Annotated in this window: 12 protein-coding genes and 1 pseudogene; 8 read left to right on the top strand and 5 right to left on the bottom strand. The window is 45.6% G+C overall.

Annotated elements, in window-relative coordinates; all coding sequences use genetic code 11:
• The first annotated feature begins 189 nt into the window (after positions 1-189).
• The 4 genes from ASD40_RS12570 (at position 190) to ASD40_RS12555 (ending at position 3,577) form a co-directional block, all read left to right on the top strand.
• Entirely contained in the window at positions 190-999 is an 810-nt protein-coding gene (locus ASD40_RS12570; RefSeq protein ID WP_057303620.1) for a transporter substrate-binding domain-containing protein, read from the top strand.
• A gap of 97 nt (positions 1,000-1,096) precedes the next feature.
• Positions 1,097-1,753 (top strand): amino acid ABC transporter permease, encoded by a 657-nt coding sequence (locus ASD40_RS12565; RefSeq protein ID WP_057303619.1) that lies wholly within the window; start codon positions 1,097-1,099, stop codon positions 1,751-1,753.
• Entirely contained in the window at positions 1,750-2,472 is a 723-nt protein-coding gene (locus ASD40_RS12560) for an amino acid ABC transporter ATP-binding protein (RefSeq protein ID WP_057303618.1), read from the top strand. Before ASD40_RS12565 ends, ASD40_RS12560 begins: the two co-directional genes overlap by 4 nt.
• A 115-nt stretch (positions 2,473-2,587) precedes the next feature.
• Complete coding sequence (locus ASD40_RS12555; protein ID WP_057303617.1) at positions 2,588-3,577, top strand: asparaginase; 990 nt, start codon at positions 2,588-2,590, stop codon at positions 3,575-3,577.
• 35 nt (positions 3,578-3,612) lie between these two features.
• On the opposite strand, the gene ASD40_RS12550 is transcribed toward ASD40_RS12555, so the two are convergent.
• The 4 genes from ASD40_RS12550 to ASD40_RS12535 form a co-directional block, all read right to left on the bottom strand.
• Complete coding sequence (locus tag ASD40_RS12550) at positions 3,613-4,122, bottom strand: DinB family protein (protein WP_057303616.1); 510 nt, start codon at positions 4,120-4,122, stop codon at positions 3,613-3,615.
• A 4-nt stretch (positions 4,123-4,126) separates the two neighbouring features.
• On the bottom strand, positions 4,127-4,522 hold the full coding sequence (locus ASD40_RS12545) for a VOC family protein (protein ID WP_057303615.1): 396 nt from the start codon (positions 4,520-4,522) through the stop codon (positions 4,127-4,129).
• Positions 4,523-4,583: 61 nt separating this feature from the next.
• A complete protein-coding gene (locus tag ASD40_RS12540; protein WP_057303614.1) occupies positions 4,584-5,558 on the bottom strand; it encodes a helix-turn-helix transcriptional regulator in 975 nt (324 codons plus the stop codon).
• 118 nt (positions 5,559-5,676) lie between these two features.
• Positions 5,677-7,428 carry a sigma-54-dependent Fis family transcriptional regulator gene (locus ASD40_RS12535; protein WP_235549240.1) on the bottom strand — a complete coding sequence of 584 codons (1,752 nt, stop codon included), beginning with the start codon at positions 7,426-7,428 and terminating at the stop codon, positions 5,677-5,679.
• Between the two features lie 239 nt (positions 7,429-7,667).
• Here ASD40_RS12535 and adh point away from each other — a divergent pair, with 239 nt between their 5' ends.
• Positions 7,668-9,188: an aldehyde dehydrogenase gene (gene adh / locus ASD40_RS12530; protein ID WP_057303613.1), complete on the top strand. Its 1,521-nt coding sequence runs from the start codon at positions 7,668-7,670 to the stop codon at positions 9,186-9,188.
• A gap of 12 nt (positions 9,189-9,200) precedes the next feature.
• Complete coding sequence (locus tag ASD40_RS12525) at positions 9,201-9,566, top strand: DUF779 domain-containing protein (protein WP_057303612.1); 366 nt, start codon at positions 9,201-9,203, stop codon at positions 9,564-9,566.
• 303 nt (positions 9,567-9,869) lie between these two features.
• On the opposite strand, the pseudogene ASD40_RS39375 reads toward ASD40_RS12525, so the two are convergent.
• A pseudogene (locus ASD40_RS39375) lies at positions 9,870-9,960 on the bottom strand (F0F1 ATP synthase subunit gamma); the annotation flags it as partial.
• A 744-nt stretch (positions 9,961-10,704) separates the two neighbouring features.
• On the opposite strand from ASD40_RS39375, the gene ASD40_RS12520 reads away from it, so the two are divergent.
• The gene (locus ASD40_RS12520) at positions 10,705-11,904 is read left to right on the top strand and encodes a ParM/StbA family protein (RefSeq protein ID WP_057303611.1); all 1,200 of its coding nucleotides are present in this window, start codon (positions 10,705-10,707) and stop codon (positions 11,902-11,904) included.
• Positions 11,901-12,347 carry a hypothetical protein gene (locus ASD40_RS12515; RefSeq protein ID WP_057303610.1) on the top strand — a complete coding sequence of 149 codons (447 nt, stop codon included), beginning with the start codon at positions 11,901-11,903 and terminating at the stop codon, positions 12,345-12,347. Before ASD40_RS12520 ends, ASD40_RS12515 begins: the two co-directional genes overlap by 4 nt.
• Position 12,348: the final 1 nt, after the last annotated feature.

Below are 12,348 nucleotides of genomic sequence, written 5' to 3'. Positions count from 1 at the left end.
CCATACGAAATGTAATCGGATACAAAATTTTCTAATGAAATTACTAGTCGCGGATGTAAACTATATTTTCATGTCATGTAATTGTTTTTGTAGGATTCTGTATGTTGCTGTAGAGCGGGAAGTAGTATGTAATTACAAAGTGATCAAATTAATCGATCTCAAATTTAATAGAAGAAAAGGGGTTCTTACATGAAAAAAGGTTTATCAGTAGTACTTGGAACGGTTATAGCTTTAACACTTAGTGCTTGTGGAAATGGTGCAACTACGGATAATAAGTCTACGCAGACTACACAACCTGCACAAACAGCAGCAGCAGTTAAGAAATACACGTTCGGTACGGATGCGACGTATCCCCCTTTCGAGTTTCAAAAAGATGGCAAGTACATTGGAATAGATATTGATTTAATCAACGCAATTGCCAAAGAAGAGGGATTTGAAGTTGAATTAAAACCTATGAATTTTAAAGGAATTATACCTGCTATTACATCCAAACAATTGGATGGCGCTATTGCCGGCATCAGTATTACGGACGAACGTAAACAGGTTGTTGCCCTTTCGGATCCGTATTACACAGCCGGACTTTCGCTAATCGTCCGAGAAGATAATACAACAATCAAAACGCCTGAAGACTTGAAGGGGAAAGTCATTGCCATTAAAAAAGGTACTTCCGGAGCAAAACAAGCAGATGAATATGGTAAAAAATATGGCGCTACAGTGAAGTATTTCGATGATAGTCCGGCCATGTATCAAGAAGTCGCCAATAAAAACGCCGATGTAACGATTGAAGACTTTCCGGTGATCTCGTATAAGATTGCAGTTGATCCGAATTCCAAGCTGAAAATTGTTGGGGATCGTTTGAACGGCGATAACTATGGTATTGCGGTGAGTAAGGAAAACGAAGAATTGATGAAAAAAATTAATGATGGAATCAAAAAGGTAAAAGCTAACGGAAAATACGATGAAATTATCAGCACTTATATGGGAAAATCCACTAAATAGATAACACAAGCGCTAACCTTTTGTCACCCAATGTTCGATGGGCCTCAGAAGGTTAGCGTCATTATGAATTCCATTAAAAAGGAAGGGTTGGGATCCGGTGACTTCCTCGTTGCAGGTTATTTTAGATGCACTACCCATGCTGCTGAAAGGCGCTTTAATTACCTTTAAAATTGTTATCATCTCTTTACCGATCGCTTTTCTTATTGGTTTAATTACGGGTTTGATGAATGTTTCTTCTAGTAAAATTCTTCGGGGTATTGCTTCTTCTTATGTTGATATCATTCGGGGAACACCACTGTTAGTTCAGGTCTTCTTTGAGTATTTTGGTATACCCGCTTTCTTTGATATTCGGATACCGGCAGAGACTGCAGGTATTATTGCCATTAGCTTAAATGCTGGTGCTTATATAGCTGAGATTTTCCGTGGGGGCATTAACTCAATTAACAAGGGACAGATGGAAGCGGCACGCTCGTTGGGGCTTAGTAAATGGCTAACGATGCGATTGGTCATTTTACCACAAGCCATTCGCCGGATGATACCTGCTTTCGTCAATCAATTCATTGTAAGTATTAAGGATACTTCCCTTTTGTCCGTCATCGGAATTAGTGAGTTGACACAGAGCGGGGAGATTATTATCTCTGCCAACTATCGTGCTTTTGAGATCTGGGGAGTTGTAGGTGTCATTTACTTTATTATCATCTATGCTTTATCCCGCTTAGCTCGCGTATTTGAGAGGAGGTATGCTTCCAAATGATCGTCGTACAAAACTTGAAAAAGAAATTCGGTACGAACGAAGTGCTGAAAGATATTTCAACTACGATCCAAGAGAAAGAAGTGGTTTGCGTGATTGGACCCTCTGGATCAGGAAAGAGTACATTCCTGCGTTGTCTGAATCTTCTTGAGGATGTGACGTCTGGAAAAGTTGTGATCGGTGATGTCGAAGTGACTTCACCTAACACGAATATCGATCATTTACGCCAAAATGTAGGTATGGTTTTTCAGCTCTTTAACTTATTTCCGCATCTGACCGTATTGGAAAATATCATGCTGGCCCCTAAGCACATCAAAAAGGCAGATAAGCAGCAAAATGAACAAAAAGCCATGCAACTGCTGAACAAAGTCGGCTTAGCCGGGAAGCGGGATGCGTACCCTGATCAGTTGTCTGGCGGACAACAGCAGCGTGTAGCTATTGCCCGTGCGCTGGCTATGAATCCGCGTGTGATGTTATTCGATGAACCGACTTCGGCCTTAGACCCCGAGATGGTCGGTGAGGTGCTGCAAGTGATGAAGGATTTAGCCCATGAAGGAATCACCATGATCGTCGTAACGCATGAAATGGGCTTCGCGCGCGAGGTGGCAGATCGTGTCATCTTCATGGATGGAGGGTATATCGTAGAAGAAGGATCACCTTCCGAACTATTCGATTCCCCCAAACACGAACGTACCCAAGCATTTCTTAGCAAAATCCTATAATTGGATCTATAATAAGGTTATATAAACTCACCTCTAGCAGGTCGCTCTTTTTTGAACGACCTTGATAGAGGTTTTCTATATTTGAAACTGGATACCATGCGAAAGGAACATTTCTATGAAAAAGATACTTTTGTTAGCTACGGGTGGGACCATTGCATCTGTAGTTGGTGAAGATGGATTGACCCCGGGGATGACGGCCGACGAACTGATAAGCTATCTGCCGGCACATAATCACCTGTATCAGGTAGACAGTAGCGTTCTGATGGAAATTGACAGCACGAACATGCAGCCTGAATTTTGGGTCCGCATCGCGGAAGCCGTATATAAGAATTATGAGGATTATGACGGATTTGTGATCACGCATGGAACGGATACGATGAGTTATACATCAGCCGCGCTTTCCTATATGCTGCAAAATATGAGTAAGCCGGTTGTTATTACAGGTTCTCAGGTTCCTATCCACAACAACCACACTGATGCCATCCAAAACATGCGTAACGCTGCCCAGTTTGCCTGTGAAGACATTGGCGGTGTATTTATAGTTTTTGATGGCAAGGTGATTAACGGGACAAGAGCCGTGAAAGTGAGAACCCGCAGTTACGATGCCTTTGAAAGCATTAATCATCCGTATGTGGCGTACTTTGAAGGCGATGAAATCAAGTACACTTCGTCTGGTATACCTGTACACAATAAAGAGATAGAGCTGGACATAGCGCTATGTCCCGATGTTTTTTTGCTAAAGCTGCATCCAGGTACGAAGCCTGAGCTTTTTGACTATTTGAAACAACACTATAGAGGTGTGATTATTGAAGGCTTTGGTTTAGGAGGGGTTCCTACCCAAGGTCGCAACCTTCTTCCGAAAATCATTGAGCTTATAGAAGCTGGAGTCGCTGTTGTCATTACAACACAATGTCTGGAAGAAGGCGGCGATTTGACGCTTTATGAAGTTGGGCGAAGAGTAGGCAGAGAACAGATTATTTCGTCGAAGGATATGAATAAAGAAGCGATCGTTCCGAAATTGATGTGGGCATTAGGCAAATCCAATGACCTCAAAGAGGTAAAGGAATTGATGGAAACGTCGATCGCTGATGATACCACTTTATAAAAAGAGAGTTAGTTAGTTCGATAGCGGATCTTATTTCACTTATTTACATCATATAAGTAAAACACATAATCACTAGATACACCTGCATGTCCGAGCTGACGGAGCATAGAAGTGATGTTGCCGCGGTGGTAAGTGCCGTGATTAACAACGTGCTGGATAAGCTCTTCAATGCTGGCATGCAGGACGCCATAGGTTGGATGCGGAAAGTCTTTCATAGCTTGCCAATCGACATCGCTATTCAGAAAGGTTTTGTAAGCCTCGGCAAGCTCTGAGAAAGCGGCCTCCAGTTGTTTCAAGCTTTTTCCTTTGGTCTTTTCTTCAACATTGACGAGCAGCTCTCTGATTTGGTCATAGCTGTTTCCCTTCATGCCGGATAACCAGACAGTATCCACTCTGTAGATGTGCACAAGGCCGGCATGTATGGTTGGAAATACATCGCTCAACTCCTGCAGCAAAATTTCCTCCGGCAGTTCCTTTAAACGAGTGAAAACCCGCTTATTAGCCCATACATGATACTCGTAATTTTTGAGAATTTGAGTAGACATCAGATCAATCCTCCTTCTTATTTGCTTGATAGAGTTCTATTAATGTGCCATCTGCATCCCGAAAATGGGCAAGTCGTCCATTCCATGTCGGATGATGAAATGGTTCTTTGACGAATTTGATGCCTTTATCTGATAAACGATGGTAGGTATCATCTATATTTTCAACTTCAATATTGAGTACAAAATTCGTTGCATAGCTGCCGTTTTGCCCCAAATCTTCGCCCAATGCTTCACCCATGGCTTTGCGGGACAGCAGCTCGATACGAGCAGCGCCCGTGTTAAACAACGCGTACTCCATCGACTCTTCATACCAGTCTGCTTTCAATTCTAATAGATCCCTATAAAAAGCTGCGCTTTTGTGAAAATCATCTACCAAAATACGAACTTGTAATAAATTCATGATCGTTCCTCTTAGGTTTCACCTAAGACCCATTGTAGCCCATCTTCACTGACAGAAACGGTCAGTCAAGCTGCGCAGCCGCATAATAATTGTGTAAATTTTTCGTTACCTCAATCATTTGGTTTTGGAGCAGCTGCGGCTCTTTAATGCGAAGGGTCCCCCCATAAGTCAGAAGAAAGTAGGGAAGATTAAACAAGATGTATCGCTCTTCCAGTTTAAAATGTACTTCAAGCTGCGAACGATCTACCAAGGCATGGGCCAGAAACCAATGACCACAAAGATCATCTAGTGCTTGCTCTCTTCCTGTAATTTTGACAGAAATGAGCTCATCTGGCTTATCCGAATCAGGCAGCACACCTGAAAGGATAAATTGGCGCGCCGAGAAATCAGCAGGCCGTTCAAACGTCTTCGCCGTCGTTTCCAAATTTCGAATACGATCGATGCGAAAGCTTCGAATTTCTTTGCGAAGATGACAATGACCTACCACATACCATTTGCTTTTCCAGCAAACAAGTCCGTAAGGATCCAAATCACGAGCTTCTGTGACAGATCCGTAGCCTTTTTGATAATGCATAAATAGCGTAACGCTCTGAGCCACCGCCATTTCTACTTCTTGAAGCAGGGATACTTGCGAAGCATCAGCTTGGGGAAGAATGACGTCAAGACCTTGCTCATGTAGATGGATTTGATGGCGTTGTGTTTCATTGGTATACATTTTCAGCTTAGCGACGGCCTGACTTAATTTCTCTCCAAACGGATACCCCGCCTCCTGGGCAAAAGCGGCCGCGTGAATTAACGCTTTTTGTTCATCTAGATCAAATACAAGCGGAGCTTCATTGAAATGACCGAGCAAGCTATAACCGCCATTGTGCCCGGAATCAGAAATAATCGGGACTCCGCTGGCACATAAAGCATCGATGTATCGATAGACGGTTCTGATGTTTATCTCCAACTTCTCAGCAAGCTGCTTACCTGTTATTCGCTTCTGAGATTTGAGCAACCACAGGATAGAAAGCATATGATCAGCTTTTGACATAACCCATATTCCTTTCCTAGGAAATGCTTTCCATATGGCTCCATCATACCATTGATAGACCGATGAAAAAAACACCCAATCTCCAAGAGATAGGGCGCTAGGTCTAGCTAATATTTCATTAAAATAACGTTATGCCGTACTCCTCAATCTTGCGATAAAGCGTCGTTCTTCCGATTTTCAAATGACCGGCGGCCTTGCTAAGGTTCCATTCCGAGGCCTTCAGCGCCTTTTTGATCGCCGTGATTTCTGCATCCTTCAGTGTAAGTGGGTGATCTTTGCCTGATCCTGCTTGCACAGCCTCATCGGATTCTTCGAACGATAGATGCTCAGCGTCAATCGCCTGTCCTCCAGCTAGGAAGACCGCCTGCATAAGAATGCCGCTAAGCTCTCTTATATTGCCCGGCCAACAGTAGGTTGATAGCTTCTGCTGCGCGGTTTCCGTTATGAATGGACAGGGCGAAGCATGCTTTTGGAGTAAATGCCCGGCTAATGTCAAAATATCGCTTCTTTCCCGTAAGGGCGGCAGCGTAATATGTATCCCCTTCAACCTGTAATACAGATCGGCCCGAAATCGGCCTGCCTTTATCTCCGTGGCCAAGTCCTTATTCGTTGCTGCAATGACTCTAATGTTAATTGCTTTGCTCTTCGCGCTGCCTACCGGAGTAATCGTGCCTTCCTGGAGTACTCTTAATAAAGCAGCCTGCGCACGAAGCGGCATGTCGCCTATTTCATCGAGAAAAATAGTACCCTTATGCGCGGCCTCGAATTTCCCGGCATTGCCGTCTTTGTTCGCTCCCGTGAAGGCGCCGCGAGCGTATCCGAACAATTCACTCTCGATCAGGCTGTCCGGGATGGCACTGCAATTCAGTGCAATGAACGGCTCTGCCGACCGGGGGCTAGCGGTATGAATGGATTGCGCGAACAATTCTTTTCCGACGCCGCTTTCACCTAGTAATAAGACTGGATAATCAGTCGCAGCCGCCTTCTTGGCCAGTTCTTTCTTCTGTATGATGGTCGGACACGTGCCGATAATATCTCTAAACGCATACAAATGCTGCTCGTTTGCTGCCTGCTTCTGAATGGAGACGGACTGCCACAGCTTCTGATGCTCATTATGAATGGTTTCGACCGCAAAGCCTTCCAGCTTCGTAAACACTTTGCCGATTGCATCACTTCCAACCATGCGGATGGCGGCATGATTAGCTCGAAGGATGCGGTTATCCCGGCTTAGAGAGAGCAGCGGCAAAGGATGATTGAGTGAGGAATGCTCGAGTTCTCTGAGGGTAATGAGATGCTCCTTCTTCGACTCTTCCAGCAGAATTTTGTTCTGCAAGGAAAGGGCTGCCATACAGGCAAGTGTAAACGTATAGGCGTGGTAATTCTCTTGTTTGCCGCTAATATTGATGATACCGATCAGCTCGCCGATGGAATTGAAGACGGGGGCCGAGGCGCAGGTCAAAAAGTGATTGGAGTTGAAATAATGCTCTTCGGCATGCACACGGACGGGTTTTTTCTCTGCGAGGGCGACACCAATGGCATTTGTTCCTTTTCTTCTCTCGGCCCAATTTGCTCCTACTTGCAGCTGAACCGCTAACGCTCGGCGGGAGAAATCGATGTCTCCGACCGTGTGAATAATGGTTCCCTCCGAATCGATTAGCAGCGCCATCTGGCCGGATTGCTTGATGCCTGTGTGCATTTGCTCGAATATTTGCTCCGTGTAATGAATGGTTTGCTCGTTTTGCCTTAATAGAGATTGCATGTGGCTTCCGGTTAGAATGTTATCGTCAATGGGGTCGGTGGGCATTAAACCAAGTTCGTGACAGCGCTTCCAAGATGACGCCGCCGCTTCTGATAAAAAGTTATTTTCCACGGATAGCAAAAATAAAACACCTCCATTGCAATCGGTTTCCTAACCCGATCATATCATAGTTGCTTTTATTAATGGAGTACTGAAAGAAAGAATGTCCCAAAGTGAAACACTTCCGTTGTTTCAGAGCGGAACAAAACGAGTAAGCGCTCACCGCAGAGCCTTATTGGACGGCATTCAATAGGTTGGCACGATCCTTGCTTATTTATTTAACGTATTCCATTTTAAGGAGGCTGAGCTAAATGATTTATGCACAACCTGGACAAAACGGTTCAAAGGTTACATTTAAAAAACGGTACGAAAATTTCATCGGAGGACAGTGGATTGCGCCTATTAAGGGCCAATACTTTGACAATCCATCACCAGTAAATAACCGCGTTTTCTGCGAGGTTCCACGCTCATCCTCAGAAGATATCGAGCTGGCTTTAAATGCCGCGCATGCTGCAAAGGACGCATGGGGGCGCACCTCCGTTGCGGAACGTGCCGTCATTTTAAATAAAATTGCCGATCGCATGGAAGCGAATTTGGAAATGCTCGCGGTTGCCGAGACCTGGGATAACGGAAAGCCAGTTCGGGAAACGCTTGCGGCTGATCTGCCGCTGGCGATCGATCATTTTCGCTATTTTGCAGGATGTATTCGCGCTCAGGAGGGTTCGCTCAGCCAATTGGATGATAATATGGTGGCTTACCATTTTAATGAACCCCTTGGCGTCGTGGGTCAGATTATACCGTGGAACTTTCCACTGCTTATGGCGACGTGGAAGCTTGCTCCGGCACTTGCGGCCGGAAATGCGGTCGTTCTGAAGCCAGCTGAGCAAACGCCGGCATCCATACTGGTACTGATCGAGCTCATCCAAGATTTGCTGCCGCCGGGCGTACTCAACATCGTCAACGGCTTCGGACTTGAAGCCGGTAAACCGCTTGCCTCGAGCAGCCGGATCGCGAAAATCGCCTTTACCGGCGAGACGACGACAGGCCGCTTAATTATGCAGTATGCTTCGCAAAACCTGATACCGGTCACCTTGGAGCTGGGCGGCAAGTCGCCGAACATTTTCTTTGAGGATGTGGTCGCACGTGATGATGCTTTCTTCAATAAAGCAATCGAAGGCTTTGCGATGTTCGCCCTGAATCAAGGGGAAGTCTGTACCAGCCCGTCACGCGCATTAATTCAGGAATCGATTTATGATCAATTTATGGAAAGAGCCTTGAAGCGAGTCGCTGCCATCAAACAGGGCAACCCACTGGATACGGAAACGATGATTGGCGCACAAGCCTCAACCGAGCAGGTTGAGAAAATCATGAGCTATATCCATATCGGTGCAGAGGAAGGTGCTGAATGCTTGATCGGCGGCGGTCGGGCAAAGGTGGATGGAGATATTTCCGAGGGCTACTACATTCAGCCGACCGTTTTGAAGGGGCATAACAAAATGAGAATCTTCCAAGAGGAGATTTTCGGACCGGTTCTTTCCGTTACGACGTTCAAGAATCAGGAAGAGGCGCTGGCGATCGCGAATGACACGCTCTATGGCCTTGGCTCCGGCGTTTGGACGCGCGACATGAACACAGCCTACCGGATGGGGCGCAGCATTCAAGCAGGCCGTGTATGGACGAATTGCTACCATGCGTATCCTGCCCATGCGGCCTTCGGCGGCTATAAGAGCTCGGGCATTGGCCGTGAGAATCACAAAATGATGCTCTCCCATTACCAGCAAACCAAAAATCTACTCGTTAGCTACAGCCCTGACGCACTGGGCTTCTTCTAAGAGAGCCGCACGATGACGATAGAAGTGAGCAAGGTTGTTGCTACCGATGCCGCTCTAGAGCTAATCGAACTCGTAAAGGCCAAGCATGGCCCAGTTATGTTCCATCAATCCGGCGGTTGCTGCGATGGCAGCTCTCCGATGTGCTACGCGCAAGGGGAGTTCCTTATCGGCGACAGCGACGTATGGCTAGGGGATATAGGCGGCGCACCCTTCTATATGAGCAAGCCGCAATACGACTATTGGAAGAATACGATGCTCATCATCGATGTGGTGCCTGGCAGAGGCGGGATGTTCTCGCTTGAGGGACCAGAAGGGCGACGTTTTCTGACTCGCTCGAGGATGTTCTCGGATGAGGAACGGCGTGTGCTGGGTCTCTAAGTTTTTTATCGGGTAGGATCAAAACCCCTGCTTCCTTGACGAAGGAAGCAGGGGTTTTTGTGCTGCAGGCAGAGAAGATAGGTTGCTTCATATTCGGCCTACGATCATGAAGCAATCGCAGAAAGGCTGCATGTGCATGATTCAACGGTAAGCCGCACCGGAAATAATAGCATGTTGTACATCGTGCAACAATTTCCTTGATTTCTTCCTGGCAAGCTAAGGATGTTGTATGTTGGTGACCGTCGATTGATTCATTATGTCTCTCACAACTGGTATTCAAAACTCCAAAATCCGATTTTTGATGCATCGGATACTTTACGCCTTTGGTGCCAGCTGCAATGCTTGCAACCACTTCCTTGAATTTCTCGGAGTACGGACGTGCCACTTCCGCTGATTGTCATTCGGCTTTCGTTAGGGCAAATGGGCTATAGCGGTTACCAATGTTGTATGTTATACAACAAATTGCAAGCTCAAAGGCTATTTTGCAACTTGAAGTTGCAGTTTGTACAACATTTTTAGCCCATTTGTTGCGAAATGACCTGTATGGGACCAAATTGTTGTACATGATGCAACAACTAATGGAAATGGTGAGATTTATGTAGTAATTGTTGCACTTTCTACAACATCATCCAGCCGCGAGCATGGATTCATTCATAGCAATCTCAATTGACCATAGTTGACGATTGAACCTGATCTACATACACCTCAATGCAGAGATGAATGAATCGATCGGTCTCTTTTGAACCACAATGTAGCCTCTTTATATGCTTTAGAGCTACTTTTGGCTTATTTGCAACATTCGCGTGGAAATGGTCTAAGTTGCTTGCGTAAAATTGTACAAAATACAACATTCCACGGACAAGCATGCAAATGTCTTAACATAATCATAGTGTAAATTGCGTTGCATCAACCTCTACAAAAAGCCAAATAAAGTTTAAACTTTAAAGCTTAAATCTTAACGTTTGAATCGTGAAGTTTAGAGCTTAAATTGTAAAGTTTACATCTTAAACTTTAAACTTTAAAGTTCATTCCAACTAGCTGCTAAAAATACCAATTACTCCAAATACCCTCCCAATTGGCCCTAGTTACGCGAATCTTTATATAAACTCAAATAAGGCCACCGGAGAGGGGAATAGACTTGACAAAGAACGAAGTCTTAACCACTACCATCACGCTGTCTATCGATAATGGCAGCAGTCACGTTAAAGTGATTTACGACCATTTGGACTGTAACTTTATTTTCCCTAATGTGCTGGCACAACCGTTTGGTGAACGATTTCTTTTGATGGAACAAGGTGATCCCTTGGATTTTCTTGACGTACAGATTACATCGCCTTCGATAGAGAGCGATCAGTACCGACATGTTTACGTGGGTAACTTAGCGATCGGTGACGAAGGGATTATTCACGAAATTGTAGGGGATAAAGCGGTGCAAAAAAAGGCCCAAAGACCCGAAACGATGGTGACTCTCCTTACGGCTGCGGCGTACGCCATTGCCAAGAAACATGAGGATGCCATCAGGCGGGGGAAAAAGCGGATTAAAGCCGCTGTCAACTTGGGTACAGGTCTGCCGATTCGTGAAATAACGAAATTCCGAGAGGAATTTGCTCATAAGATTACAGGAGGCGTACATTCCGTTACATTCGGGACAACCCCCGTATTTAAAGGGATAACGGTGGAAATGGAATTTTCGCTTCCTACTGATATCAGCATAGACGATGTATCCGGTGTTTACGACCTTGAGGCTACTTCCAAATCGCATCTATCCCATAAGGGCTTCGGCATTGCGGATGTAGGTGGTGTTGACATGGACATTGCGTTCTTCAAGCCCGGCCTCGATCTGGATCAGCGGCACTCTACTGGCGCTAAGATCTACCTCAATGATGCATTAGAGAGCATTCGCAACGAGGTTAATTCGCAAGGCGAGGAATTGATCGCAAGCACGGCGGAATTGACCCTCATGCTGGTTAACAAAGAGTATGAGATTTATGCGGAGGGTAAGGTTGTTTTTGACATGACAAGCCTGATTAACCGACATATGCGTATATTAGCGGAGAAAGTGCTGAAATACGCCCGCAACTCTTGGAAGCATGTTCGCTACGCCAATGAGTTTTGGTTTATCGGCGGTGGAGCGGTCGTTTTGCAGCCATGGATTGAGAAATTAAACGCTGAGCTGGGCTTGCCCATTAAGTTTGATAGCGTGGAGCACAGCCAATTCCGAAATGTGCGAGGCACCTTTCTTATGCTTGACCACGCGCTGAAACATGCGGACGAATCCGCCGCGGCAGCCAGTGCGGATTCTGAAGGATTATCCGAGCGCGGGAGCGGTTCGGATTGAAAAAGCGTAGATCCACCGTTTACGTTCGCTCCGGTAAGGATGTTACACTCTATATTCCGTCTGATACTCCGCCGGAGGTTATCGATTATTTAAACCAACTGAAAATGGAAGGCATATTCAGTCAAGGGATCATGGATATTTTGACAAGATATGTCCGAGAAGAGCAATCGGGCAGAAGACCGATTACGGAATTATTTCCCGGGAAAGAAATGGTCTCGGACTTGGATGAGACCGTTTCTCTCGCAGACAGCTATAGTGGCATGGAGTCGGCAGAGCCTATTGAACCTGCTCATGAAGCGAATGATGATTTCAACCAGCCAAAGAAAGAGATCCCGGGTGCCAATGATCAGAAAAAATTCAGCTTGGCACAAATATTCAAGCAGTCTCGGCACAACTCGGGTAAGCTGGTGCAACCCTCGGATCATGGCAACAATAATGAGTAGG

The sequence above is a fragment of the Paenibacillus sp. Root444D2 genome (genome assembly GCF_001426375.1).
GTDB lineage: Bacteria > Bacillota > Bacilli > Paenibacillales > NBRC-103111 > Paenibacillus_E.
The sequence above is the reverse complement of the archived record's forward strand: the minus strand, read 5'-3'. Positions and strand labels throughout refer to the sequence as shown.

Bases quoted from the DNA above. Each gene is read 5' to 3' on its own strand.
- ASD40_RS12525 (WP_057303612.1), top strand. From the start codon at position 9,201: ATGACGATAGAAGTGAGCAAGGTTGTTGCTACCGATGCCGCTCTAGAG.
- ASD40_RS12540 (WP_057303614.1), bottom strand. From the start codon at position 5,558: ATGTCAAAAGCTGATCATATGCTTTCTATCCTGTGGTTGCTCAAATCT.
- ASD40_RS12555 (WP_057303617.1), top strand. From the start codon at position 2,588: ATGAAAAAGATACTTTTGTTAGCTACGGGTGGGACCATTGCATCTGTA.
- ASD40_RS12545 (WP_057303615.1), bottom strand. From the start codon at position 4,522: ATGAATTTATTACAAGTTCGTATTTTGGTAGATGATTTTCACAAAAGC.
- ASD40_RS12570 (WP_057303620.1), top strand. From the start codon at position 190: ATGAAAAAAGGTTTATCAGTAGTACTTGGAACGGTTATAGCTTTAACA.
- ASD40_RS12560 (WP_057303618.1), top strand. From the start codon at position 1,750: ATGATCGTCGTACAAAACTTGAAAAAGAAATTCGGTACGAACGAAGTG.
- ASD40_RS12550 (WP_057303616.1), bottom strand. From the start codon at position 4,122: ATGTCTACTCAAATTCTCAAAAATTACGAGTATCATGTATGGGCTAAT.
- adh (WP_057303613.1), top strand. From the start codon at position 7,668: ATGATTTATGCACAACCTGGACAAAACGGTTCAAAGGTTACATTTAAA.